Annotated in this window: 26 protein-coding genes; 12 read left to right on the top strand and 14 right to left on the bottom strand. The window is 73.3% G+C overall.

All coding sequences use genetic code 11. The features are described 5' to 3' along the window. Positions 1–511 precede the first annotated feature (511 nt). The 3 genes from ABZ234_RS31775 (at position 512) to ABZ234_RS31765 (ending at position 1863) form a co-directional block, all read left to right on the top strand. Complete coding sequence (locus ABZ234_RS31775; RefSeq protein WP_355014479.1) at positions 512–1327, top strand: helix-turn-helix transcriptional regulator; 816 nt, start codon at positions 512–514, stop codon at positions 1325–1327. Beyond that, positions 1320–1490, top strand: a complete 171-nt coding sequence (locus ABZ234_RS31770; RefSeq protein ID WP_355014478.1) for a DUF397 domain-containing protein — start codon at positions 1320–1322, stop codon at positions 1488–1490. Before ABZ234_RS31775 ends, ABZ234_RS31770 begins: the two co-directional genes overlap by 8 nt. Before the next feature lie 205 nt (positions 1491–1695). Beyond that, positions 1696–1863: a DUF397 domain-containing protein gene (locus ABZ234_RS31765; protein ID WP_355014477.1), complete on the top strand. Its 168-nt coding sequence runs from the start codon at positions 1696–1698 to the stop codon at positions 1861–1863. A gap of 61 nt (positions 1864–1924) precedes the next feature. Here the strand turns inward: ABZ234_RS31765 and ABZ234_RS31760 are convergent, their stop codons facing one another. Further along, the gene (locus tag ABZ234_RS31760; RefSeq protein WP_355014476.1) at positions 1925–2281 is read right to left on the bottom strand and encodes a helix-turn-helix domain-containing protein; all 357 of its coding nucleotides are present in this window, start codon (positions 2279–2281) and stop codon (positions 1925–1927) included. 63 nt (positions 2282–2344) lie between these two features. Here ABZ234_RS31760 and ABZ234_RS31755 point away from each other — a divergent pair, with 63 nt between their 5' ends. Continuing rightward, entirely contained in the window at positions 2345–2728 is a 384-nt protein-coding gene (locus tag ABZ234_RS31755) for a DUF4440 domain-containing protein (RefSeq protein ID WP_355014475.1), read from the top strand. Between the two features lie 58 nt (positions 2729–2786). Here the strand turns inward: ABZ234_RS31755 and ABZ234_RS31750 are convergent, their stop codons facing one another. The 7 genes from ABZ234_RS31750 to ABZ234_RS31720 form a co-directional block, all read right to left on the bottom strand. Then, positions 2787–4016: a glycosyltransferase gene (locus ABZ234_RS31750; protein ID WP_355014474.1), complete on the bottom strand. Its 1230-nt coding sequence runs from the start codon at positions 4014–4016 to the stop codon at positions 2787–2789. After that, positions 4013–4474 (bottom strand): helix-turn-helix domain-containing protein, encoded by a 462-nt coding sequence (locus ABZ234_RS31745; protein ID WP_355014473.1) that lies wholly within the window; start codon positions 4472–4474, stop codon positions 4013–4015. The genes ABZ234_RS31750 and ABZ234_RS31745 overlap by 4 nt, the downstream gene beginning before the upstream one ends. 86 nt (positions 4475–4560) lie before the next feature. Further along, positions 4561–5733 (bottom strand): FAD-dependent monooxygenase, encoded by a 1173-nt coding sequence (locus tag ABZ234_RS31740; RefSeq protein ID WP_355014472.1) that lies wholly within the window; start codon positions 5731–5733, stop codon positions 4561–4563. Beyond that, positions 5730–6188, bottom strand: coding sequence for a transcriptional regulator (locus ABZ234_RS31735; protein ID WP_355014471.1), 459 nt, complete (start codon positions 6186–6188; stop codon positions 5730–5732). Before ABZ234_RS31735 ends, ABZ234_RS31740 begins: the two co-directional genes overlap by 4 nt. A 68-nt stretch (positions 6189–6256) precedes the next feature. Further along, positions 6257–7873 carry an antibiotic ABC transporter gene (locus ABZ234_RS31730; protein ID WP_355014470.1) on the bottom strand — a complete coding sequence of 539 codons (1617 nt, stop codon included), beginning with the start codon at positions 7871–7873 and terminating at the stop codon, positions 6257–6259. Beyond that, complete coding sequence (locus tag ABZ234_RS31725) at positions 7870–8775, bottom strand: ABC transporter ATP-binding protein (RefSeq protein ID WP_330159444.1); 906 nt, start codon at positions 8773–8775, stop codon at positions 7870–7872. The genes ABZ234_RS31730 and ABZ234_RS31725 overlap by 4 nt, the downstream gene beginning before the upstream one ends. Continuing rightward, entirely contained in the window at positions 8772–9443 is a 672-nt protein-coding gene (locus ABZ234_RS31720; protein ID WP_355014469.1) for a helix-turn-helix domain-containing protein, read from the bottom strand. The genes ABZ234_RS31725 and ABZ234_RS31720 overlap by 4 nt, the downstream gene beginning before the upstream one ends. A 122-nt stretch (positions 9444–9565) precedes the next feature. Between ABZ234_RS31720 and ABZ234_RS31715 the strand changes: the two genes are divergently transcribed. The 5 genes from ABZ234_RS31715 to ABZ234_RS31695 all read left to right on the top strand — a co-directional run bounded on the left by ABZ234_RS31715 (position 9566) and on the right by ABZ234_RS31695 (position 14395). Further along, positions 9566–10108, top strand: coding sequence for a hypothetical protein (locus tag ABZ234_RS31715; RefSeq protein ID WP_355014468.1), 543 nt, complete (start codon positions 9566–9568; stop codon positions 10106–10108). Positions 10109–10140: 32 nt separating this feature from the next. Next, on the top strand, positions 10141–10755 hold the full coding sequence (locus ABZ234_RS31710) for a TetR/AcrR family transcriptional regulator (RefSeq protein WP_355014467.1): 615 nt from the start codon (positions 10141–10143) through the stop codon (positions 10753–10755). Position 10756: 1 nt separating this feature from the next. Beyond that, positions 10757–12040, top strand: coding sequence for a glycosyltransferase (locus tag ABZ234_RS31705; RefSeq protein WP_355014466.1), 1284 nt, complete (start codon positions 10757–10759; stop codon positions 12038–12040). 238 nt (positions 12041–12278) lie between these two features. Further along, positions 12279–12836 (top strand): TetR family transcriptional regulator, encoded by a 558-nt coding sequence (locus ABZ234_RS31700; RefSeq protein ID WP_355014465.1) that lies wholly within the window; start codon positions 12279–12281, stop codon positions 12834–12836. Beyond that, entirely contained in the window at positions 12833–14395 is a 1563-nt protein-coding gene (locus ABZ234_RS31695) for an MFS transporter (protein ID WP_355014464.1), read from the top strand. The genes ABZ234_RS31700 and ABZ234_RS31695 overlap by 4 nt, the downstream gene beginning before the upstream one ends. 103 nt (positions 14396–14498) lie before the next feature. Here the strand turns inward: ABZ234_RS31695 and ABZ234_RS31690 are convergent, their stop codons facing one another. Further along, complete coding sequence (locus ABZ234_RS31690) at positions 14499–15434, bottom strand: NADP-dependent oxidoreductase (protein WP_355014463.1); 936 nt, start codon at positions 15432–15434, stop codon at positions 14499–14501. Positions 15435–15513: 79 nt separating this feature from the next. Then, a complete protein-coding gene (locus tag ABZ234_RS31685) occupies positions 15514–16392 on the bottom strand; it encodes a class III extradiol ring-cleavage dioxygenase (RefSeq protein ID WP_355014462.1) in 879 nt (292 codons plus the stop codon). 119 nt (positions 16393–16511) lie between these two features. On the opposite strand from ABZ234_RS31685, the gene ABZ234_RS31680 reads away from it, so the two are divergent. Beyond that, complete coding sequence (locus ABZ234_RS31680; protein ID WP_352986280.1) at positions 16512–16982, top strand: MarR family transcriptional regulator; 471 nt, start codon at positions 16512–16514, stop codon at positions 16980–16982. A 150-nt stretch (positions 16983–17132) separates the two neighbouring features. Here ABZ234_RS31680 and ABZ234_RS31675 read toward each other — a convergent pair whose 3' ends face one another. The 4 genes from ABZ234_RS31675 to ABZ234_RS31660 all read right to left on the bottom strand — a co-directional run bounded on the left by ABZ234_RS31675 (position 17133) and on the right by ABZ234_RS31660 (position 21749). Next, positions 17133–17867: an SDR family oxidoreductase gene (locus ABZ234_RS31675; RefSeq protein WP_355014461.1), complete on the bottom strand. Its 735-nt coding sequence runs from the start codon at positions 17865–17867 to the stop codon at positions 17133–17135. Positions 17868–18198: 331 nt separating this feature from the next. Then, positions 18199–18894 carry a TetR/AcrR family transcriptional regulator gene (locus tag ABZ234_RS31670; protein ID WP_355014460.1) on the bottom strand — a complete coding sequence of 232 codons (696 nt, stop codon included), beginning with the start codon at positions 18892–18894 and terminating at the stop codon, positions 18199–18201. 612 nt (positions 18895–19506) lie between these two features. Further along, positions 19507–19974: a hypothetical protein gene (locus tag ABZ234_RS31665; protein ID WP_355014459.1), complete on the bottom strand. Its 468-nt coding sequence runs from the start codon at positions 19972–19974 to the stop codon at positions 19507–19509. A gap of 257 nt (positions 19975–20231) precedes the next feature. After that, positions 20232–21749 carry a DUF6177 family protein gene (locus ABZ234_RS31660; protein WP_355014458.1) on the bottom strand — a complete coding sequence of 506 codons (1518 nt, stop codon included), beginning with the start codon at positions 21747–21749 and terminating at the stop codon, positions 20232–20234. A 505-nt stretch (positions 21750–22254) separates the two neighbouring features. Between ABZ234_RS31660 and ABZ234_RS31655 the strand changes: the two genes are divergently transcribed. Both ABZ234_RS31655 and ABZ234_RS31650 read left to right on the top strand, forming a co-directional pair. Beyond that, complete coding sequence (locus tag ABZ234_RS31655) at positions 22255–22629, top strand: DUF6507 family protein (RefSeq protein ID WP_267944791.1); 375 nt, start codon at positions 22255–22257, stop codon at positions 22627–22629. 50 nt (positions 22630–22679) lie between these two features. Continuing rightward, on the top strand, positions 22680–23264 hold a 585-nt coding region (locus ABZ234_RS31650), incomplete at its 3' end, for a hypothetical protein (protein ID WP_355014457.1).

Raw genomic sequence — 23264 nt, 5'->3', positions numbered from 1 at the left:
CGGGTGGCGTGGGCGGCCCATTGGCGGGCGGCCTTGACGTGGCTGGGGTGGGGGCCGATGAGGATGCCCGATGTCGTGGGGGTTCCGCACAGGCGGCGTGGAAGCGCGGGGGGAGGGGCGGTAGGCTGCATTTCGTCTCACCTCGTGTCTTAGCGGACAGGTGAGGCACTAGCTCCGGTGGCCGCCTTTGACTTCGGCCACCGGAGCTTTTCTGTGCCTTAGGGATGGATTCCGCCCAAAGCGGGAGGAATTATTATTTTTCTCTCTCCTCTGGAGGGAGAAGGCGACGTCGGTCGGTCTATGTGCCGACGAGAAAACTACACACGACCCGCCACAACGGACATTTTATCCGTCGGCAACTCGCCAGGAAGTTTCCGTGATCACACGATCTCTTGCGGGTAGTCCGCAGGGCAATGGCTTTCACGGATGGGTGTAGTAATTGGCTAGAGCGTTCTGTACTGTGTACTTCGCGAGTATTCGCGTGGAGTAGCGTGTACATCCAGGAGGACCGGTGGCCGAGAAAATAACCCCAGCCCGGAAAAAATTCGGACGCGAGCTCGTTCGCTTCCGTAAGGCGGCCAGGTTGACGCAGGCGGAGGCCGCTGATGCTCTCGGTGTGGTGCCGACTGCCGTCTCCTCCTATGAGAGAGGAACCCGGGGAATCGAGCTGGTAGCTGTGGCAACGCTCGATGAGCTTTATGGGGCGAACCAGTCACTGATCCGCAAGTGGCACGAAGCGAACCAGGAGACTGGACTGGACCCCTGGTTCCAGCAGCTCTCCGATCTCGAAGAAGCAGCCGTCGAACTTCGTGACTACCAACCACTCGTTTTCCCGGGGCTGGTGCAGACCGAGAAGTACGCTCGCGCGCTGACACGTGACGTCTGGCCAGGCCGAGGCGCTGACTCTGTGGAAAGCCTGGTCCGGTCCCGGATGCGCAGGCAGAAGATCTTTGGGCAGACTGATGCTCCGTTCATCCTGATGATCATTGAGGAACCGGTGGTCTACCGCCGGGTGGGGGCGCTGAGCCGCGATGATCACGTTGCGCAGATCCGCCGCCTGATCCATGAGATTGAGCGGGATACCCTACGTCTGCAGATCATCCCCCGGGGTGCTCCTCGGCATCATGGGGGGACTGGACCGTTTCGGATCAACTCGTTCTCGGACCGTCCCGCGGTGGCCTCTGCTGAGCACATGACGGGGGAGGCTGTGATCGACGATGCGAAGTTGGTCCAGCACTGCATGACCGTATTCGGGTTGCTCCAGGGGGAGGCGCTTTCTGGTGCGCAAAGCCTGGACATGCTGAAAGAGGCGCTTGAAGATGTCTGAGAAGTGGCACAAGTCCAGCTACAGCGCTGGCGGGGGTAACTGCGTCGAGGTTGCGGAGGGCCTGGTCACCGGTATCCGCGACACCCAGAACCGGGAGCTGGGGCACCTTGACGTCCCCGCCACCGAGTGGACCGCGCTGATGAACGCGGTGCGCGGCCGGTAACACCCCTCGCATCCCGCACGCGAAGAACCGCACCCCGTCCGGCTGAGGGGTGCGGTTCTCATGTTCAGCGGGGCACCCAGAACGATGCCGATATTACGGCCGTCGGGGTCGTGTCAGACTGCCTGGAACGGTGGAGCGCTTCGTGGTCCGGCGCTGTCGCCCGCTGAAAGCATCGACTTCATCGCCTCGGACTGAGGAGCAGCTAGTGAGCGCATGGCACAAGTCCAGCTACAGCGGCCAGCAGGGCCACTGCGTCGAGGTTGCGGAGGGCCTGGTCACCGGTATTCGCGACACCCAGAACCGGGATCTGGGCCATCTGACGACCCAAGCCTCTGAGTGGACGGCCCTGCTGGCAGCTGTGCGCGCTTCGTAGCGGAAACAGCGAACGGGCCCCGCCCGGAGTAGCCGGGCGGGGTCGGCGCGCGGCTTCGAGGCTAGAGGCTGCCCCAGTCCCAGAGTGCCTGGAGGACCGGGCCGAGGCGGCGACCGCGAGGGGTGAGCGAGTAGCGCACCCTCGGCGGCCAGCCCGGACGTCTCTCCCGCTCGACGACCCCGGCCGCGCCGAGGTGCGCGAGGCGGTCGGACAGCACTTTGTCCGACAGCTTCGGCAGGGCCTCGCGGAGCTCGCTGTAGGACCGGTCGCCGCGCAGGAGTTCGCGCACCACCAGCGTCGTCCAACGGCCCTGGACGGCCGAGAGCGCGATCTCCACGGGACAGGTGGGCGTGGGCTCCGCGACGGCCGCGCGCGGATCTTCGGGCAGCCCCGGGTGGCCAACCGTTGGGTGAGTCACGAGAGCGCCTCCTAACGTGGCGGACACCTTCATGATCCCGAACCGGAAGGACGTCCGTCGACCATGAGAGAACTGGCAGAACGGCCCGAAGACGTGCCAACGGTGTTCGCCGAGCGGTTCAACAGCGGCGACCCCGACGCGCTGGCCCAGGTCTACGAGGACGCGGCGGTGCTGGTCCTGGACCCGCAGACGCCGCTGACAGGACCGGTCGCGCACGCCGCCAACGCCCGGCTTCAAGAGCTCGGCGTTCCCGTCTCCGTCCACCCGCGACACGTCCACACCAGCGGAGACCTGGCGCTGCTGATCGTCGACTGGAGCATCGAGGGCACCGGCCGCGACGGGCAGGCGGTGCACATCGAGGGGACCGCCACCGACGTCGTCCGGCGGGGCCCGGACGGGCGCTGGCGGTATGCCATCGACAACCCCTTCGGCACCGGGGCCGGGTGAGCCTGCCGACGGCGCGGGGGGAACGGCGTCCTGCCACGGCGGCCCGGCCCGTGCCGGGTCAACGGCCGTGCGCCACCGCCGCCAGCACGCGCCGGACGGCCCGCTCGGCCGCCGTGCGCTCCTCCTCCCGGACGTCCCCGGCCAGGTGCCGGGCGCGGTCGGCGTGTTCGCGGGCGCGGTCGATCGCGGCGGCCAGCCGCTGCGGCGTCAGCGTCCCCGTGAGGGGGGAGGGGCCCACACCCGCCCGGCGGACCCGGTCGCCCCAGAACCACTGGTCCCCGACGAAGGGCCGCACGACCTGGGGAACACCGGCCCGCAGCGCGGCGGCGGTGGTCCCCGCCCCGCCGTGGTGCACCACGGCCGCCATGTGCGGGAACAGCCGGTCGTGAGGGGCCTCCTCCACCACCAGGACGTCGTCCGACGCCTCCCCGGCGGCGGAGAGGGCTCCCCACCCGGTCGCGAGGACGGCCCGGTGGCCGCTCAGGCGCACGCCCTCGACGACGGTGCGGGTGAGCTCGGCGGCATCCCTCGCCACCATGCTGCCGAACCCGACGTAGACCGGCGCGCTCCCCGCGTCGAGGAACCGGGCCAGCTCGTCCGGCGGCGTCCACCCGTCCTCGGAGGGCAGGAGGAGGGCGCCCGAGGGGGCGGCGTCGGACGGCCAGTCGGCGGGGGAGGGCACCAGGTGCCGGCTCCAGATGTGCAGCGCCCCGCCGGCGGCGATGCGCTCGGACAGCGACGCGGACCGCCCGTGCAGTCCCAGCCCCTCGGAGCGCCAGCGGCGCAGCAGCCCCCGGTAGGGGGCCTCCACGGCGGCGGCCAGCCGCCAGCTCGGACGGTGGAGGAGACGGGGCACACGGACCGGGACCAGCGGGGAGGCGAACTCGGCGGTCGGCGTGTACAGCGGCAGGGTGAGCATCGCGATCGAGGGCACCCCGAGGAGGTCGGCCAGGTCGGCGGCGCCCAGCGCCTTGGGCGCGTGGACGACGACGTCGCAGTCGGCGCCGGACAACCGTGCCACGTCGTCCAGCCAGGCCCGCATGAGCGGCCCGACCGTGCGGGCCGAGGTGAGGGCGGCGAGGGTTCCCCGGTGGGCGAGGTCGTCCTGGAGGGCGAGCACGCCCTCGTCCATCGGCAGGAAGTCCGTTCCGTGGCGGGAGGCCAGCGGCGCGAACCGGCGGGGCGCCGCGACCACGGCCCCGTGGCCCTCCCGCGTGAGCGCGCGGGCCAGGGCCACGAAGGGCTGGACGTCGCCCCTGCTCCCGGTCGTGATGATCAGCGCCCTCATCGCCGTCCCTCCTGCTTGACCCGGTCCCACTCGTCCAGGAGCTTCGGGAAGCGGTCGGCCATGAACCCGTACATGTCGCGCATGAGTTCGAGGCGTTCGCGCCGGGCGGGATCGTCGCCCACCGCCGCGAGACCGCGCTCGGCCAGGTGGCGGAACCCCTCGAACTCGGCCATCTTCGCGCGGAAGGCCCGCTCGAAGACGTCCTGGGCGAGCCGGTACCGGTCCCGCCGCTCCCCGCGGCGCCGGAACCGCTCCACGAGTCCGCTCCGCTCCAGCCCGCCCAGTGCGACGCTCATGCTGCTCTTGGCGACGGCCAGGGCCTCGCACAGCCGAGGGGCGTCGGCGTCCTCCTCGGTGGAGCTCATGAGCCACCCCATGACCCGCCCCTGGGTCCTGCTCAGCCCCAGGCGCTCGTAGAACATCGCGGCCTCCTCGACGAAGGCCTCCACGTCGTCCATCCGCCACCGTTCATCGCTTTGTTCGGATCGTTCCGAACAAAGTAACCCACTGGGGTGGTGGCGGCAAGGCCCCGTCCGCGAACAGGTCATCCCCCTGCCGTGCGCTCCGGCCGGACCGGCGGGCGCCAGCCCCACAGGCGTGCCAGCCCGGCCTCGGCGAACCGGGGCCACAGGGAGGAGGGGACCAGTGCCGTCGTCGCCACCAGGGCGGCGTGCCCCGCACTGCCGCCCGACAGGTTCTGCCGCGCGTTGGCGCGGGCCTGCGCGGCCACCCACTGGGAACGGGGCCGACGCTCGGAGTCGTAGCGGGCCAGGGCCGCGTCGACGTCCCCGGTCGCGTCCAGGGACCGTGCCAGGACCACGGCGTCCTCCAGGGCCTGGCCCGCACCTTGGGCCAGGTCGGGGCACATGAGGTGGGCCGCGTCGCCCACGAGGGCGACCCGGCGGCGCGCGAGGTCGGGCAGCGGCGCCAGATCGAACACGTCATGGTGCAGGACCGCCTCGGACGGGGTCGCCTCCACCAGGGCCCGCAGGTCGGCGGGCCAGCCCTCGATCCGGTCGAGGACCGCGCCGCGCTCGTCCTCGTGGCGCAGGCCGGGACGGGCGCAGCGCCGGACGTGGGCCCAGTACACCCGCCCGCGCGCCACCGGCATCGCCAGCGCGTACGCTCCGGGCCCCATCACCATGAACCCGCGCTCCAGGGGGACCGCGGCGATGCCGCGCCACACGGTGCCCCCGGTGAACCGGGGTGGAAGGGATTCCGGCCAGCACGACCCCCGCACCGTGCTGTGCGCCCCGTCGGCCCCGATCACCGCGTCCGCGCGCAGCTCTCCCGCGGTGGAGGACACCACCACGCCCCCGCCGTCGCGGTGGACGCCGGTGACCTCCACGCCGGTGCGCACCGAGGAGCGGGTGAGCGCCTCGCCCAGCAGGCCGTGCAGGTCCGCCCGGTGGAAGCCCAGGAGCGGCGAAGGAGTACCGGGGCGGGCGGTCACCAGGCGTCGGCCGGCGGGTGTGCGCAGGTCGAAGGGGCCGTGGAAGGGGACTCCGAGACTACGGGCCCGCTCGCCCACGCCCAGCGCGTCCAGGCAGGCCAGGGCGTTGGGCGACAGGGACATGCCCGCGCCGGTCTCGCCCAGGGAGGCCGAACTCTCCAGGACGGTGACCGTCCAGCCGATCCCCTCCAGGGCCAGGGCGGTGGCCAGCCCTGCGATGCCGCCGCCGACGACCACGGCCGAACCACCACGGGGCGCGTTCACGACCGCTCCTCCTGCGCTTCCTGGGAGAGGGCCCGCTGGAGACGCTCCATGACGTGATCGGCCTGGCGCACCCGGTGGGCGCGTTCGCCGCCGCCGAGCAGGGCCATCCCGTCGGAGGTGATGGCCCGGAACGCCGCCAGCGCGGCGACCTGCCGGTCCACGACCACCTGCCAGGCGTTCTCGGTGAGTCGGTACAGGGCGGTGCGCGAACCGGGCCGGTTCACCTTTTCGAGGAACCCCACGGCCGTGAGCTGGCGCAGGTTGGGCGTCATCGAGCCCCGGCTCGCGCCGATCGCCTCGGCGATGCGGCCGGCGGACTGCTCGGCCGGGTCGCACACCATCAACCACCCCAGGATCCGGCCCGTGACGGGGGGCAGTCCGTCCGTGGCGGCCAGGTGGGAGGCGATGCGTTCGACCCATTCCATCAGGCGTTCGCGATCGACGTCGTCGTTCATTTTTCAGCCCCTATGGTGATTTCAGTCATGACTGAAATCACCATAGGGGAAAGCCACCGCACCCTCCCTCAGGCGGGCACGTCCCGCCTGTGCAGCGCCCACAGCCCCAGGCAGGCCAGCGCCAGGGCGAGCACGGCCAGGAGCAGGGGAGCGGCGTCCGTCGTCCGGTAGTAGGGGTTGACGTGGGCGAAGGGGGAGGTGAGCAGGAACAGGGCCTCCGGCACGGTCCCCGTCTTCACGGCGATCTCGGCCAGCACGCCCACGGCGAGCGCCGCCCATCCGATCGCCGTGCACAGGCGCGGGAGCGCCCCGAAGGCGAGGAAGGCGACGGCGACCACCACCCACACCGCCGGGGTCAGGGACAGCGTGAGCCCGGTGAAGCGGACGACGTCGGCGGCCGAACCCGTGCTCAGCGTGGACCCGGCCCCGACCGCGACGCCCAGGACCGCGAGCAGCACCGCGGGGCAGGCGAGGGCCACCGCCAGGTGCGCCGCCGCCCAGCGGACGCGCCCGACCGTCCCCGACAGCAGCAGCTCGCCCCGGCCGGCGGCCTCCTCCCGGCGCACGCGCAGGACCGCGAGCACGGCCTGGGCCGCGATCGGGAAGACGAGCGCGAGGACGGCGTACACGAAGAAGGTGTCGGCCGGGTCCGCGCGCAGTCCGGCGGCCAGCGCGCGGACCCAGCGGGCCTCGGCGTACTCGGCCATGGCCCCCGCCCCGACGTACCCCATCGCCAGGCCGACGCCCGCGACCGCCCCCGACCACAGGGCCAGGGAGGTCCGCTCCGCACGCACCGCCAGGGCGAGCACCGAGCGCAGCGAGCGGGACGCCCGTGCGGGACCGGCCCGGTCGGGCAGCAGCCCCGCTCCCAGGTCACGGCGGCCGGCCAGCGCGAAGGCGAGCGCCGCCACCACGCCCGTCCAGACCGCGACCGGGACCAGGGCCCACCACCGCTCGTCGGCGAACGGGCGCACGTTCTCCAGCCACCCGTTGGGCACCACCCAGGTCGCCCACAGTGCGGAGCCGCCCGCCATCGCGCCCAGGCCCCGCACCAGGTGCATGGCGTAGAAGAGCCCCAGGGCCAGCCCGGCCGCCGCTCCGGTGCCGGTGGTGAGCTGGGCCGTGACGGCCGCCAGGGCCGCGCCCACCCAGCAGGCCGAACCCACGACCGAGGCCAGCGCCACCGAGCCCGCGGCTGGGGCGCCGGCGGCGACCAGGCCGACGGCGACGGCGACCGCGATCACGACCCCCGAACCCAGGGCCACGGCCAGCGCGGCAGCCAGGTCCGCGTGCCGGCCCAGGGGCAGCCCTCCGAGCAGCTCGCGCCCGCCGGACGCCTCCTCGGCGCGGGTGGCGCGCACGACCAGGAGCACCGCGCCCAGGGCGGCGCACACGGTCCCCGCCCCGAACGCCTGCTGGGCGGCCAGCGCCTCGGCGGTGTCGGCGAAGGCCCGGCCCTGGAACAGCACGAACACGGGAACCTGCTGGAGCTGCTCCCACCGCGCCGCCCGGTCGGACGCGGTCGGGTAGGTGGTCCCGGCCGCGGCCACGCCGCCCAGGACGATGCCGACCGTGGAGAGCGACCACACCGCCAGCAGGACGCGGTCCCGGCGCAGGACCGCCCGCGCCAGGAGGAGGGCGCCGGCCGCCGGACGCCTGCGGGGACGGGTCGCGGTCGTCGTCATCGGGCTTCCCCCGGAACGGTGTCGTAGTGGCGCAGGAACAGCTCCTCCAGCGTGGGCGGCCGCGCGGTGAGGTCGCGCACGCCGAGCCCGGCCAGGCGGGCGCACAGGTCGGCCAGGGAGGCCGGGTCGGCGCGCAGGCCCACCCGGTCCCCCGAGACCGTCAGGTCGTGCACTCCGGGCAGGTCCGCCAGCCCGTCGGGGGAGGAGGAGAGTACGGCGGTGACCTCGATGCGCGACAGGTGGCGCAGTCCGGCGAGGGTGCCGCTCTCCACGGTGCGCCCGGCGCGGACGATGGAGACCCGGTCGCACAGCGCCTCCACCTCGGACAGGATGTGGCTGGAGAGCAGGACGGTGCGGCCCCGGTCGCGCTCCTCCGCGACGCAGCGGCGGAACACCTCCTCCATGAGCGGGTCCAGGCCGGAGGTGGGCTCGTCCAGGACGAGGAGTTCGGTGTCGGCGGCCAGGGCGGCGACCAGGGCCACCTTCTGCCGGTTGCCCTTGGAGTAGGCGCGTCCCCGTACGCGCGTGTCCAGCGCGAAGCGGTCCACGAGTCCGGCGAGCCGGGCCGGGTCGGTGCCGCCCCGCATGCGGCCGAGCAGGTCGAGGATCTCTCCCCCGGACAGGCCGGGCCAGAGGGCGACGTCGCCGGGGACGTAGGCCAGGCGGTGGTGCAGCTCGGCGGCGTCGTGCCAGGGGTCGCCGCCGAGCAGGCGCACGGCGCCGCCGTCGGCCCGGGTCAGGCCGAGCAGGATGCGCAGGGCGGTGCTCTTGCCCGCCCCGTTGGGGCCCAGGAGGCCGTGGACCTCCCCGGTGCGCACGGTCAGGTCCAGGCCGTCCAGCGCGGTGGTGCGGCCGAAGCGTTTGACGAGTCCGCTGACGCGGATCGCCTCGGTGGTCGTCATCGTTCTTCCTCGGGGGGTGCGGAGGGCGGGCGGGGGTTGAGGGAGTCGGCGATCGGGCGGCCCCGCTCGCCGGCCAGGAACTCGGCCATCACGGTGTGGACCCCGGCCATGGCGGCGACCACGCGGGGGGTGTGGGCGACGTCGAGCGTGTCGACCCCCATCCGGCGGTCCAGGTGGGTGTGCAGGACAAGCGTGGAGAGCTGCACGGCGCCCATGGCGGTGGCGGTGTCGCGGGTGGTGTCGGCTCCGGGCGGGTAGCGGACGGGGTCGTGCTCGGTGAGGAAGCGCTCGGCGAGCACGGCGCCCGCGTCGAAGAGGTCGGTGGCGGCGGGGGAGCCCTCCACCAGGGCGCGGGCCAGGTAGCGCAGGCCGGCGCCGCTCGCCCGGTACATCGAGTCGACGAACCCGGAGGCCGCGGTGTCCTCCTCCATGGCGCGCCGGGCCTGGTCCAGCAGGACGCCGATGGCGTGTTCGTCGCAGGCCCGCCGCAGCCCTTCCTTGGAGCCGAAGTGGTGGCGGATCAGCCCGGTGGACACGCCGGCGGCCGCGGCGATGAGCTGCACGGTGGCGCCCTTGGCGCCGCGTTCGGCGAAGACCTCCAGGGCGGCGTCGCGGATGCGGGCCCGGCCGGTGAGGTCCTCGTTCGGAATGGGTCGTTCGGTGTCCATGCCTTCACACTACACGTTCGTGTAGTTCATTGCACGAACGTGTAGCAGACGGGAGTGGGGGAGGGCTTGAAAACAAAAGTACAAAGTGTTTTTGTGTACACAGTTGATCGAAGGAGATCTCCGTGGACCTGCTCGCCGACTTCGCCGCCTGGGCCTGGCCGCGCCACCTCAACCCCCTGAGCTGGTACATCCGACCCCTGTTCTTCCTGCCCATCGCCTACTTCTGCTGGACCCGCCGACCCCTGGCCCTGGCCCTGACCATCGCCGCGATGCTGTCGAGCTTCTTCTGGTTCCCCGAACCCGAGGAGGCCGACCCGGCCATGGCCGCGGTCCTGGCGATGGAGGAACAGCTGTTCACCGACCCCACGTGGGTGACCTGGGCCAGCCTGGCCCTGGTCCCCGTCCTGCTCGGATCCCTGTGCGCGACCTTCTGGTACCGCTCCCTCGGATGGGGTCTGATCGTCGTCAACGGCGGCCTGGCCGCCAAGATCTCCTGGACCGTCGCCAACTCCGGCGCGGACGGGCTGGCCACCCTGCTGCCGCTGGGATCGGGCATGGTGATCATGACCGCCGCCGTCGTCCTCGTGGCCCGCCGCCGAGGACTGCCGCTGTCCCTGACCGGGGCCCGGCACGGCGACCGGGACACGCGACCGGTCACCAGGTGACCGCGCGCACCGACATCGAGAGGGGAGCGGACATGCCACCGGCGTTCTCACCGCGGGAGAAGGCCCGCATCACCGACCTGCTGCTGGGCTCGGGAGAGGCCCTGTTCACCGCACGCGGCCTGCGCAAGACCTCCCTGGAGGACCTGGTCGCCCCCGCCGGCATCGCCAAGAGCAGCTTCTACGTGTTCTTCGACTCCAAGGAGGCCCTCTACCTGGAGCTGATGCTGCGCCGGATGGTCGACGTGAAACGCCGCGTCATCGACGAGGCCCTGACCACCACCGACGACACCGAGGAGGCGCTGCGCCGCTTCCTGCGCGCCACGCTGGAGGTGCTGGACACCGACCCCCTGTACCGGCGGCTCATGACCCACCCCGAGGAGATGGACGCCGTCCTGCGCAAGGCCGACCCCGCTCGCCTGGAGGGGTTCCCCGACAACCCCGCGAACGCGCTCAACACGTTCGTCACCGCCGGTCTGGAGGGCGGAGAGCTGGTCCCGGCCCCTCCGGCCGCCGTCGTCGGCGTCATCCAGACCGTCATGCTGCTGCCCATGAACGCCGACCGGCTGGCGGCGCCCGACTCCTACGAGCAGACGCTCGACCTGCTCATCGACATCGTCGCGCGCGGTCTGACCGCCCGAAGGGAATGATGTGCACGCCCTGCTGCTCACCCACGGCACCCGGGGGGACGTCCAGCCCTTCCTGGCGCTGGCCCGCGCCCTGGCCGACGCCGGCCACACGGCAACGGTCGCCGGACCCCGGTCCTACGCCGCCCTCGCCGCCGACCACGCGGTGGCCTACCACCCGGTGGACGACGGCCCCAACGCCCTCATGGACGACCCCGCGATGAAAGGGGTGATGGAGACGGGCCTGCGCGGTCTGCGCGGCGCGGCCCACACCGTCTCCCTCCTGCGCGAGATCACCCCGCTCATGCGGCGCGTGTACGCCGACATGGCGGCGACCGTCGATCTCGGGGCCGACGTCGTCGTGCACATCCCCGGGATGCCGGGCGGCCACATCGCCGAACGCCTCGCCGTACCCGCCGTGCCGGTGGCCCTGCAACCCTCCTGGGTCCCCACCCGCGCCTTCCCCGCTCCGGGGGTGCCCTGGCCGGAGCGCGCCCCCGGAGCGCTCAACCCGCTCACCTACAGGCTGGCCGCCCTGGCCCTGCGCGGACAGCGCGGCGTCGCCGAGGACCTGCGCCGGGAACTGGGGCTGGCCTCCCGGCCCGGGCGGAACGATCCCCTCCTGCGGCCTGACGGCGCACCCGCCACGGTGCTCCACGCCTTCAGCCGGCACCTGCTCCCCGCCGGGGCCCACTACCCCCCGCAGGTGCGGACCACCGGTTTCTGGTTCGCCCCGCCCGACACCGCGTGGGAGCCCCCGGCGGAGCTGGAGGCGTTCCTGGCCGCCGGCGAGCCCCCCGTGTTCGTCGGATTCAGCAGTCTGCCCACCCTCGATCCCGCCACCACCGGCCGCGTCGTCACGGCGGCCGTGCGCCGTGCGGGCGTGCGGGCGATCATCGCCGCCGGGCGCGGCGGCATCGACGCCACCGAGGCGGACGGCGACGTCCTGCTCATCGACCGTGCTCCGCACGAACGCCTGTTCCCCCGGTGCTCGGCCGTCGTCCACCACGCGGGGGCCGGGACCACGGGGGCCGCGGCCGCCGCGGGGCGTCCCCAGGTCGTGTGCCCGTTCTGGGGGGACCAGCCGTTCTGGGCCGCGCGCGTCCACGACGCGGGAGTCGCCCCCGCCCCGCTCGGCGGCCGGCGCCTGTCCGAGGACGGTCTGGCCGCCGCACTGACCGAGGCGCTCACCGGTCCCGGAACCGCCGCGCGCGCCGTGGACCTGGGGGAGCGGGTCCGCGCGGAGGGCGGAGCGCGGGAGGCGGTCCGCGTCCTGGAGGAGGTCGCGCCGCCCGGCCCGGTCGGCTGAGACCCCGGCCGGGCCGCCCGAGCCGCCCCCGGGCGGCCGTCGTCCGTGTCACGCCCGCTGCGGCTTCGCCGGGACCCCTGCCCGGTCCGCCTGGCGAGGGGGCTTCCGGTGGTGGCGCACGACACGGGCGGGCGGCCTCCCCCTTCTAGTACGTTTGTACTTGTACGCACGTACCAGACATTGGGGTGAAAAAGATGCTGTTCCGGACCTCTGGGCGACGCGCACAGGGGGAGCGCCCATGACCTCCCGCCGGGACCCCGAGGGGCGCCGACGCGCCATGGTCGAGGCCGCCGCGCAGGAGATGGTCGCCAACGGCAGTTCCGCACTGACGCACCGGCGGGTGGCCGAACTGGCCCGGGTGCCGCTGGGGGCCACCACCTACTACTTCGACTCCCTGGACGACCTGCGTGCCGCCGCCCTGCAGGCCATCGCCGAGCAGGCCGACGAGGAGCTGCGCGAGTTCGCGGAGGAGATCCACGGCTGCGACGGCCGCCCCGAAGGCATCGCCGCGCTGTTCGCCGCCTACCTGGGCGACCGCGAACGGCTGCGCGCCGAGAGCCTGCTCTACTTCGCCGGCGTGGACAACCCCGATCTGCGTCCGTTCGCCCAGCAGTGGGTACAGGGGGTCACCGAGATCCTGCAGGCCTACGCCGCGCCCGAAGCGGCCCGGGCCACGGCCGTCTACCTGGACGGGGTCATCCTGTACACCCTGCTCCACGACCGGCCCCTCGACGAGGCGGCACTGCGCATGGCGATCGCCGCCCTGATGAGCACATCCCTGGAAGAGAAGCCGTGAGCACTCCACACCACACCTCCGACGCACCGGGCGCCACCGCCGGGCACCTGTCCGCGGGCCGCCGCTGGGCCGCACTGGCGGTGCTGGCCGCCAGCCTGCTCGTGGTGGTCATGGACATGACCATCCTCAACGTCGCCCTGCCCGAGATGGCCGCAGCGCTGGCCCCTACCGCGGCCCAGCAGCTGTGGATCGTCGACGTCTACTCGCTGGTCCTGGCCGGCCTCCTGGTCACCATGAGCACCCTGGGCGACCGGTGGGGCCGCAAGAGGATGCTCCTGACCGGCTTCGCCGTCTTCGGCGGGGCCTCCCTGCTGGTCCTGGCGGCCGAGTCGGCCCCCGTGGTGATCGCCGTGCGCGCCCTGCTGGGCGTGGGCGGGGCGATGATCATGCCGGCCACGCTCTCGATGATCCGCAGCCTGTTCACCGACCCGGCCGAACGGGCCAAGGCGCTCGGCATCTGGGCGGCCGTCGCCTCCCTGGGAGCGGCCGTGGGACCCATTGTGGGCGGTCTGCTGCTGGAGCACTTCTCCTGGCACGCGGCGTTCCTGCTGAACGTGCCCCTGATGGCCGCGGCCGTCCTCGTGAGCCTGTTCCTGCTGCCCGAGGCGCGCAACCCCCACCCCGGGCGCTGGGACGCCCTGGCCACCGCCCTGTCGATCGCGGGCATGACCGCCCTGGTGTGGGGCATCAAGCGCATCGCCAAGGAGGGGCCGGCCGACGCCCTGGCACTGGCGGCGCTCGCGGCGGGGCTGGCCCTGCTGGTCTGGTTCGTGCTGCGCTGCCTCCACAGCGACTCGCCGCTGCTGCGGGTGCGCCTGTTCACCGTCCCCTCCTTCACGGCCGGGACGCTGGCGGCGCTGTTCATCACGCTGGCCATGGGATCGGCGCTGCTGCTCGCGGCGCAGTGGTTCCAGCTCGTGCAGGGGTGGTCGCCCCTGCGGGCCGGGGTCGGGCTGCTGCCGATGGCGATCGCCGCCACGGTGGTCTCCCCGCTGGCGCCGGTGCTGGCCCAGCGGATCGGCGCCCGCACCGTCCTGGTGGGCGGGCTGGCGCTGTCGGGGCTGGGCTTCGCCGCCCTGGCCCTGGCCCCCGCACCGCTCACCTACGCGCCGGTCGCGGTCTTCCTGACCCTGCTCGGCGCGGGCATGGGAGCCCTGGCCATCGCCTCGGCGATCATCATGTCGGGGACCCCGGCCGAGCACGCGGGCAGTGCCGCCGCGATCGAGGAGACCTCCTACGAACTGGGCGCGGTCCTGGGCGTGGCCGTGCTGGGCAGTGCGGCGTCCGCCCTCTACCGCGCCGAACTACCGGCCTCCGACCTCGCCGCCGCGGGCCTGGGGCCGCAGGGGGTGGGGGCGGCGCAGGAGTCCCTGGGCGGCGCCCTGCACGTCCTGGCCGACCTGGGCCCCGCCGGCGCCGCGGCCGCCGCCCAGGCCCAGGAGGCCTTCACCCACGGCCTGACTCTGGTCGGCGGCATCGGCGCCGCGATCATGCTGGTGTCGGTGGTCGTGGTGTTCGCCCTGACGCCCAAGGACCTGGACGTGACCAAGGGCCACTGAGGCCCGACCGCCGCTGCGGGGTGGCGGACCGGGCGCCGCCCCCGCACCGTCACAGGACAGGTGCGGGGGCGGTCGGCTTCCTCAAGACCCGCTCGGGGCGTGGTCAGCGGGCGAGCACGACGGTCTTGCCGGGCAGCCGCCCGGAGGCGGCGTCCCCGTGCACGGCGGCCAGTTCGGCCATCGGGCGGCGGTCGGCGACGTGGAGCCGGAGCTTTCCGGCGTCCACCTTGGCGACGAGGGCGGCCAGCTGTGCTCCGTCGCTGCGGACCCACAGGCTCGCGGTGCGCACCTTCCGGTCGGGGTCCTCGGGGACCGGGCCGGCCGTGCTGGCGGCGACCCCGCCGTCGGCGACGTAGTCCGCCAGCCGCGCGAGCTCCTCCGGGGAGACGCGCACGTGGTTCACCACGACCTGGAACGGACCGCCCACGGCGGCCGGGCCCGCGGCGAGGTCGAGGGGGCCGACGACCCGCTCCGCACCGTAGCCCCGAAGGCGGTCGGCGTGCTGCGGCGCGTCCACCGCGGTCACGTGTGCCCCCGCGTCGACGGCGAGCTGCACCACGAGGCTGCCCACAGCGCCCCCCGCCCCGTTGACCAGGACGCTCTGTCCGGGCTTCAGCTCGGCGAGCTCGAAAGCCGTCTGCCAGGCCGCCAGGCCGGTCAGCGGCAGTGCCGCGGCGTCGACCAGCTCGATCGTCCGGGGCGCCGGGGCCAGGGACTCCGCCGGGACGAGTGTGTACTCGGCGGCCCCGCCGGCGGAGTCCAGGGGCAGCATCGCCACGACCCGGTCGCCGACGGCCGGGCCCGTCACGCCCGCGCCGAGTTCGGCGACGGTGCCCGCCAGGTCGATCCCCGGCACGTAGGGGAGGGTGATCGGGAGCATCTCGGCCAGGACGCCGGCGCGGATGTGGTCGTCGACCGGGTTGAACGAGGTGGCCGCCACCCGCACCAGCACCTGGCCGGCGCCGGGGACCGGACGGTCGACCTCCTCGTGGCGCAGGACGTCGCTGCTGCCGAACTCGTGGAAACGGATTGCCTTCATAACACTTTCCTCCAGGGTGTGGTGGTGCCGTCGCCCCAGGACGGGCGATCGGGCGCGAAGGTGAAGCACGTCGAAGCGCTCAGGCCAGCTGAACCGACCGGGTGGAGTTGCCCATCACCATGCGGTCGATCGCGCTCACGGCGCTGCCGGGGTCGTCGGCGGCGCCGACGGCCAGCAGCAGCGGGACGAAGTGGTCGGCCGTCGGATGGGCGACCGCGGCGCCGGGCGCCTTGGCGCGGTAGTCGGCGAGGGCATCGGCGTCGCCCCGGGCGAGGGCGTCGACGGCCCATGCGTCGAAGGCCGCGGTGGCGGCGGCGAGCTCGGGCCGGCGGAAGACGGCGAAACTGTGCGTCATGAAGCCCGAGCCGAGAACGAGGACGCCTTCCTCGCGCAGGGGGCGCAGGCGTGTGCCGAGGTCGAGCAGGGCGCCGGGGTCCAGGCCGGGCATCGACAACTGCACGACCGGGACGTCGGCAGCGGGGTACATGGCCATGAGCGGAATGAAGGCGCCGTGGTCGAGGCCGCGGTCGGCGAACTCGTGCACCGGTGTCGGGCCCAGCAGGCCGGTGAGCCGCCGCGCCAGGTCGGTGGCGTCCGGGGTCGCGTAGGGAAGGGTCTTGTAGCGGGGGTGGAAGCCGCTGAAGTCGTAGTGGAGCGGGACGCCGGCCGCGGCTCCCGATATCGCGGCCGGCGCCTGTTCCCAGTGGGCCGATACCACGACGACGGCCCGGGGTTTGGGCATCGACCGGGCCCAGCCGAAGAGGTCGTCGAGCCACTGCGGGTCGTCGAGGGTGAACGGGGCGCCGTGGCTGACGAAGAGGCTGGGCATGGGTCCGTCGGAGGGGGTCCACACCCGCTGCCCGCGCGCCTGTGGCAGGACCCGGGCGAGGAGGTCGTCGTACGCCGCGGCCGGTGCGCGCGGCGGTACAGAGGGGTTCAGGCTGCTCGTGGTGGTCAAAACCAGCTCCTTCGCTTGCCTGGGAAAGCATTTTTACTTTCCCAGGCAAGTGAAAGGTAGCCCGTCGAGGGTTGCCTGCGCAAGTGAAGCCAGTTGCCCAGGCAAGTATGATGGGGGTCATGGACTCCCAACCCTGGCTCGACGACGACCAACAGGACCTGTGGCAGGCGCTGCTCACGGTCGTCATCGCCCTACCAGCGGCCCTCGACCGCCAGCTGCAGCGGGAGGCGGGCATCTCCAACTTCGAGTACGGGGTCCTGGCCCGGCTGTCCACGGCCGACGAGGCCACGATGCGGCTCAGCGAGCTGGCCCGGCTCTGCGACAGCACCCAGCCCCGCCTGTCGAAGGTGATGGACCGTTTCGAGGCCCGTGACTGGGTCGTCCGCCGACCCGACCCCGGCGACGGTCGGTACACCCTCGCCACCCTGACCGGCGCCGGCCGGCAGAAGCTCGTCGAGAGCGCACCGGAACACGTCGCGCAGGTGAAGCGGCTCGTGTTCGACCCGCTCACCGCCGCTCAGCGCCGCCACCTCGGGACCGCGCTCACCCGCATCGCCGCCACCGTGCGCCAGGAGGCCGAAGGGGGCTGAGCGCGCCGTTCCCGGACGGGGGTTCCCGCCGGTCCCGCTCCCGCGACGCCGCTGCACCGGCTCGTCGGCGCCGAGTCCTCCTGCCACCTCGCCCGGGACGCCCAGGACGTGCGGGCCAGGGCCGAGGCCCTGGCCCGCACGTGCGGCCACTTACACCTGGGCGTATCCACCGTCGGCGTGGAACTCGGCGCCGTTGATGTAGCTCGACGCGTCCGAGGCGAGGAACGTCGTCAGGGCGGCGATCTCCTCGGGCTCGGCGAGCCGGCCGAGGGGGACAGTGGCTTCGGCCTGCTTGAGCGCCTCGGGTGGGACGAGCTCCAGCAGGCCTTCGGTGCGTGTACCACCGGGGGATACGACGTTGACGCGGAAGCCGTGTGTGCGCGCGCTGAGGGCCCAACCGCGAGCGAGGGTGCGAATTGCGGCCTTCGACGCCGCGTAGACCTCAAGTCCCTGGTCGGGTCGGGTCGAGGCGGTCGAGCCCGTCAGGATCACCGAAGCGTTCTTGCTGAGCAGCGGTAGAGCCTGCTGGAGCGTGAAGATCGTTCCCTTGACGTTGGTGGCGAACACCGAGTCGATCAGCTCTTCGGTCACCTCACCGAACGGAGCCGCGATGCCGATGCCGGCGTTGGCGACCAGCACGTCGACGCGTCCGGCCTGGTCCCGCACGGTGCTGTAGAACGCGTCGAGCTCGGAGGGCACCGAGACGTCGCAGACGACGCCGGTCACGCGGTCGCCGAGCTCGGCGACCGCGGCATCGAGCACGTGCTTGCGGCGACCGGTGATGAACACCGTGGCGCCCGCGTCGCGGAATGCGCGAGCGGTCGCGAACCCGATGCCGGTGCCGGCCCCGGTAACGACGGCGATCTTACCTTCCAAGACGGCCATGCCGCCCTCCTCTTCATTGTGGACTGGTGCGTCAATAACCATACCCCTGTTGTGGACCGTTCGGTCAAGATGTGGCTCGTGTCGAAACATCCGGACTCCGCGTCTCGGGCCCACCCCGTCACCGGCGGCGGCATCACAGGGGCGGATCGGCCACCCGGGGCGGCCCAAGTCGTCGGTCGCGGATCGGGCCGACCGGCAGCCGGCAGCACACAGAGGGCCTGCATGCGGACCGCGTTCCCCACGGAAACAGCGGCGCGCAGCTCGAGGGCGCGCCGCAGGGCGCCAGGCCGGCCGCGGACTGCGGCGGTACGGGCCGGTCGGTAGGGCGCTGTTACTGCGCTGGGGCGGGCAGCAGTCGTGCCAGGGTGGAGTGAGCGATCGTGCTCAGCGCGTCGATATCCATGCCGGTGCGCCCGAGCGCGATGAGACCGAGCTGCGCGACAAGGGCCGCACGGGCTGTCTCGGAAGGATCGGCACCGGGATCGAGGTCGCCTTCGCTCCGGGCGCGCTCCAGCGCCGCGGTGAGGACGGCGGTGATCGCGTCGTAGCTGCGGCGGGCCTCGGCAGCGACGTCCGGGGTGCTAGCGGCAAGCTCGGCGTTGCTGTTGGCCAGCAGGCAGCCCCGGCGCGCAGCCGCCCCGGTCGGGTCACCGGTCAGGCCGAGGACGAACTCGCGCACCACGTCGACCCCCTTGGCGGCAGAGGCCAGACGCTCGCGCAGTGCCAGCAGGTTCGCGTCGTCGTACTCCCGCAGCACCCGGAGAAACAAGCTTCTCTTGTCCCCGAACGCCCCGTAGAGGCTGCCCTTGCCCAACCCGCTCACGCGCAGCAGGTCGTCCATCGACGTCGCCGCGTACCCCTTGTCCCAGAACTCGTCGCGGACAGCGAGAAGCACGCGGTTTTCGTCGAACTCACGAGGTCGCGCCATCCGCCCAGCGTACTGGTTCTGGACTACGCGGGCCACAACGAGGGGTTCCGCGTCGTCCGACGGCTTGTGCCCGGCGCGCACAGCGAAGACGACGCCCACCGCGTGGATCGCGTCGCGATTGGGGCATGACAGGACCCTCGGCCGCAGTGGCCGAAGACGCTGGACCGCAAGACCGGCCGGCGCATCGGCCTCTTCCTGGCGATGAGGGCCCGCCGGGTCGCCGATCCCGTCGCTCTGCCAGAAGGCCGGCGTCGCGACCGCCGATGCCGGGGGTCGAGACAGTCAGGAGTTGTTGATCGAGTGATCTGCGTTCTCCGTGGCTCCGGCCGCCGTGATCACTGCGTGTGGTCGCCGGGGGCGTAGCGGTTCCAGGTCCCGCCCGCCCGGGCAACGGCCCGGGTGGTGGTCGTGGAATGCAACCCCAGCGCCTGGGCGAGGACCGGTGCGGGGCCTGGAGCACGAGTTGACGCAGCACGGAGGCGCGCACCGCCGTTCCGGGAAGACCGATGTCGCGGATCAGCTCGGCGGGACTGTGCGGATACAGGGGGCGTCCGGCCCTGCGTCCGGGAAACAGCCAGGTCGCATCCCGGTTGTTCGTGTTCATGCCGGTCCGTCGGTCCCTGGCCTGGAGCGGCGGGTCGGCGAAGGGTTCGGGGACCGGGGCCGGTGGGTCGCCGAGCCGGATGAGCACCTGCCCGTCGGCGTCCTGGGTCAACCGACAGGCGGGTCGGCCTGGTCGACGCGCTCGACACGGAAGGCGTCCAAGACCGCGTCGGCGATCAGCGCAGGCATCTCACCGACCGGGCGGCGCACCCCGAGTTGCGCCTCGATCTCGTCCGCGATCACAGCGGCGAGTGCGCGGGCGACCGCGCGCTTGTCCATCGCACCCTCTTCCTCTGTGCCGGGTGGACAGGGAGCCCGAAAGGAGCTGAGGTCGATGGCGGCGCGAGCGCGGTTCATCACGGCGTCGTAGCCGTGGGCGCCGAGTTCCGGGAGGACGAGCGGCGCGAGCGCCTGCTGTACGTCGGACAGCACCTTCTGCTCGACCGGTCTCGCCGATTCGATCGAGCTCAGGTCGTACGCGAACTCTGCAAAGGCGATCAGTTCGTGTAGAACCGTCGCCTCGGCCCGCGACATGCCCAGGGTCACGGACCCGTCGGGGGCATCGGTTGCACGCATCGCATCGCTCCTGCTCAGATGTGTCATCGTGTCGGAACTCGACGGCGTCGCCGTCGGCCGTCACGTACTCGGGCGCTCTCCCCGGCCGAGCTTCAACGCCTCATGCGCCGAGCGGTCGTCCGGCCCGGCGGAATGGTCAGGGCACAGCCGATGCCCCTCCCCGTGCGATCGGTGGCCGCCGGCAGCGCCGACAGGCCCGCGGGAACCCGGCCGACCACGGGCGCGGCGGGCGTCTCGGCGCGTCAGGACGCGGTGGCTCACGGAGCCGCCGCGGGAGCATCGCCGGGGGAGGGGGCGCTGTCGGCGGGGGCGTCCCCGTGATCGGTCGCCCGTCCGGGGCCGGGGGCGTCCCCGGGGGCGCCGGGGCGGCCCTCGGGCTGCAGGTGGGCCATCAGCCCCCGGAACCGCACCCAGGAGTCGTGCTCCACCCCGGTACCCACCTGGTACCAGAACGCGGGGGTCAGCGGCGGCCCGAACGGCAGCGGGCGCACGGGGGCGCCCAGCGCCCGACCGGTGCCGATGACGGCCACCGCCTCCTGGCCCAGGGCCATGCCCACCGGCAGAGGCAGACCCGCCCAGTGGGGCGCGTAGGTGAGATCGGCGCGGCCGCCCACCCGGCGCACCGTCATGGTCCGCAGCACGTCCCGCTCGGTCAGCTCCCCGACCAGCGCGGGAAGCACCGACAGGTCGGGCTCGGCGCCCTCGGGGTACCCGACGGCGAACGTGATCGCCTCGCGCACCCCGAACGAGGTGCGGCTCACCCGCACCGTGCCCGCGAACGGGCGCACGCCGTCCTCGCGCGCGCCCTCGGGCGGGCCGGAGAACGCCGCCCAGGTCTGGCCGGGGGCGCGGTTGCGCACGGTCCGGGTGAACACGGCCCGCCTCCACTCCTGGGGGAGGGGCTCCGCCGTGCCCCACACGGCGGGCGGTCCGCCGCCCAGGCGCTCGGCGAGCAGTTCCACGGAGCGGCCCAGGACCAGGCCGTTGTCGGCGGGGTGCTCCACGTTGAGGTCCACGTGCAGTTGGCAGCCGCGGTCGGCGTCGTCGGCGCGGAACGCCTCCGGCGGGCCGTCGGCCCGGGCGTCCCCGTCCACGGTGAAGGCCTCGCGCTCGTCCCAGCGCAGCCGAACGCCGGAGAAGCCGTCGTAGTAGGAGCCCCCGGGGGCCTGGACCACCCAGCGGGCGGCGGGGGACATCAGGAAGGAGTGCAGGGCGTGGGTGATGCGCGAGGTCGAGGGGGTGACGACCTGGAGGCGCAGGCCCCTGCGGCCGTGGCGGGCCAGCACGTCCACGATCCAGGGGGAGAGCGGAACCAGGGGGCGGTCCTGCACCACGACGGCGGCCTGCTCGGTGAGGGCGGTGACCGCGGGGTGGCCGGTGGCGCCCTCCAGGAACGGATCGCGCCGGTCCAGCCCGGGGGCGGGCTCCCACACCGAGCCGCCCAGGCGCTCGGCGAGGCGGCGGGCGAAGCGGCCGACCACCCCGGCGGTGTCGGCGCCGGGGAGGTCCGCGCCGCGGGCCTCCACCCAGTACGGCTGGGCGGGCAGGTCGTCGGCGATGCCGTCGGCGAGCAGGCGCTCGGCCTCGGCGGACAGGGCCAGCTTCTGGGCGGCCTGCATGGCGGCGACCACCCGGCCGCCCTCGTCGACGAGCTCCACCAGGGCTCCGTCGGCGACCAGGCGCACCCGCAGGTCGCGCCCGGCTGCGGCGAGCGCGTCGATGAGGGCGCGGCGGTCGGGGGCGTCGGCCAGCAGGACGACCGCGTCGTGGCTCAAGGGGGTCTCCTCAACACAGGGGGGTCGGACGGCGGAGTGGTGCCGGGTGGGATACCCGGGACGTCCGGAAGGTTCACGTCCATGTGTTCCCGGAGCGGCCGCGGCGACGCCTCCGGCGGCGGGGGCGTCGCGGAACCCGCTCCTGACGGACCCCTGGGGCGCCCGGTGCCGGAGGGGGCGGACGGACCTCCGGTCCGTGCCGCCGCAGGTCGCGGGCGCCCCCGAAACCCTCGCGCGCGGGTGGTTTCCTTTCGTCCGAAGACGGTGAAACCTTCAACGCGGAGGGGACGTCACACCTGTGTCCGCGTCCCGGGAGCCGGCCCCGCCGGCTGCCGGGGCCGTGGCCCCGGGCGACGTCCGACCGGTAACCTTTTCCTCCCGCGACGCCTGACCCGCGCGCCGCCCCCCTGCCCGCACCCTTCCGGAACGACCCGCACCCCAGGACCGACGGGTCCGGACCACGCCGGCCGCACACCGACCGGCGCACACGCGAAAGGAGCAGTCCGTGTCGCAGTGGAACATCCAGCCCGCGGCCGTGGGCGGCGTCCTCCAGGCCGTCGCCGGCCACCTCGGCGAGGAGGGCAGCGGCGAAGGCCTGGTCGGCGTCATGGAGAACGTCGAGGAACACCTGGTGGACAGCGGCGAATACGCCAAGAGCGGCATCATCGGCATGGCCCTGGGCGAGTTCGCCGAGCACTACTTCGGGATCATGGGCGACATCGCGGGCCTGACCATGGCCGCCGTCACCGGCGCCAGCGAGGCCACCACCCACTACATGAACGGCAACCTCGAGATGGCGGAGGAGGCCCAGGCCAACGCGGGAGTGATCCCGCCCCCGCCCCCGCCGCCCCCCTCGAACGGCCCCAACCAGGCCGTCTGACGCCCACCCCCCGCCCCGCGCCCCGACGCCCCCGACGTGAAGGGATCACGATGAGCACCACCACCGCGGTCAGCGACCTCGCCGTCCGCATCCACGCGATCGACTGGGACGGCGACCTGGAGCACACGCGGTCGCGGGTCGCGCTGATGCGCGAGTACCTGCGCCGCTCGGCCCTGTGGACGCGTGCCCTGGGCGCCAAGGGGTGGCCGTTCTACGACATCGCGGAGTTCGCGGCGCCGGGCGTGCGCGCCGCCGACGAGGTGGTCGAAGGCGTGCTGGGGAGCCCGGTGATCGTCGAGCAGTACCCGACGGTGGGCAAGAGCTGCGTGTGGGCGCTGCACATGGCGGCGGCCCGCGACGCCGGGGCGTCCCTGCCGGACCTGCCCGACCCCTTCGAGCCGCTGATCCGCATGTACGAGCGCGGCGGCGGCTTCTCCCTGTCGACCACCGGCACGATCGACATCGACGCCGCGGGCCTGTACCGGGGCACGCTCCCCACCCACCTCGGGGACGAGCCCAGGGCCCCCGAGACCGAGGCCGGGCTCGACGCCCTCGACGGCGCCGGCCCCGGCCCCCCCCCCCCCGCCGGCGCGCCCCCCGGCCGCCCCCCCCCGCGCGCGGCGGGCGCGGGCGGC

This window comes from Nocardiopsis sp. NPDC006198 (assembly GCF_040613895.1).
Lineage (GTDB): Bacteria > Actinomycetota > Actinomycetes > Streptosporangiales > Streptosporangiaceae > Nocardiopsis > Nocardiopsis tropica.
Note: the sequence above shows the minus strand (reverse complement) of the source record. Positions and strands in the feature narration are given on the sequence as shown.

Excerpts from the sequence above, each read along its gene's own strand:
- ABZ234_RS31665 (WP_355014459.1), bottom strand. The coding sequence starts at position 19,974 with ATGCGTGCAACCGATGCCCCCGACGGGTCCGTGACCCTGGGCATGTCG.
- ABZ234_RS31710 (WP_355014467.1), top strand. The coding sequence starts at position 10,141 with ATGCCACCGGCGTTCTCACCGCGGGAGAAGGCCCGCATCACCGACCTG.
- ABZ234_RS31680 (WP_352986280.1), top strand. The coding sequence starts at position 16,512 with ATGGACTCCCAACCCTGGCTCGACGACGACCAACAGGACCTGTGGCAG.
- ABZ234_RS31690 (WP_355014463.1), bottom strand. The coding sequence starts at position 15,434 with ATGAAGGCAATCCGTTTCCACGAGTTCGGCAGCAGCGACGTCCTGCGC.
- ABZ234_RS31720 (WP_355014469.1), bottom strand. The coding sequence starts at position 9,443 with ATGGACACCGAACGACCCATTCCGAACGAGGACCTCACCGGCCGGGCC.
- ABZ234_RS31675 (WP_355014461.1), bottom strand. The coding sequence starts at position 17,867 with ATGGCCGTCTTGGAAGGTAAGATCGCCGTCGTTACCGGGGCCGGCACC.
- ABZ234_RS31700 (WP_355014465.1), top strand. The coding sequence starts at position 12,279 with ATGACCTCCCGCCGGGACCCCGAGGGGCGCCGACGCGCCATGGTCGAG.
- ABZ234_RS31735 (WP_355014471.1), bottom strand. The coding sequence starts at position 6,188 with ATGAACGACGACGTCGATCGCGAACGCCTGATGGAATGGGTCGAACGC.
- ABZ234_RS31770 (WP_355014478.1), top strand. The coding sequence starts at position 1,320 with ATGTCTGAGAAGTGGCACAAGTCCAGCTACAGCGCTGGCGGGGGTAAC.
- ABZ234_RS31745 (WP_355014473.1), bottom strand. The coding sequence starts at position 4,474 with ATGGACGACGTGGAGGCCTTCGTCGAGGAGGCCGCGATGTTCTACGAG.
- ABZ234_RS31730 (WP_355014470.1), bottom strand. The coding sequence starts at position 7,873 with ATGACGACGACCGCGACCCGTCCCCGCAGGCGTCCGGCGGCCGGCGCC.
- ABZ234_RS31750 (WP_355014474.1), bottom strand. The coding sequence starts at position 4,016 with ATGAGGGCGCTGATCATCACGACCGGGAGCAGGGGCGACGTCCAGCCC.
- ABZ234_RS31725 (WP_330159444.1), bottom strand. The coding sequence starts at position 8,775 with ATGACGACCACCGAGGCGATCCGCGTCAGCGGACTCGTCAAACGCTTC.
- ABZ234_RS31755 (WP_355014475.1), top strand. The coding sequence starts at position 2,345 with ATGAGAGAACTGGCAGAACGGCCCGAAGACGTGCCAACGGTGTTCGCC.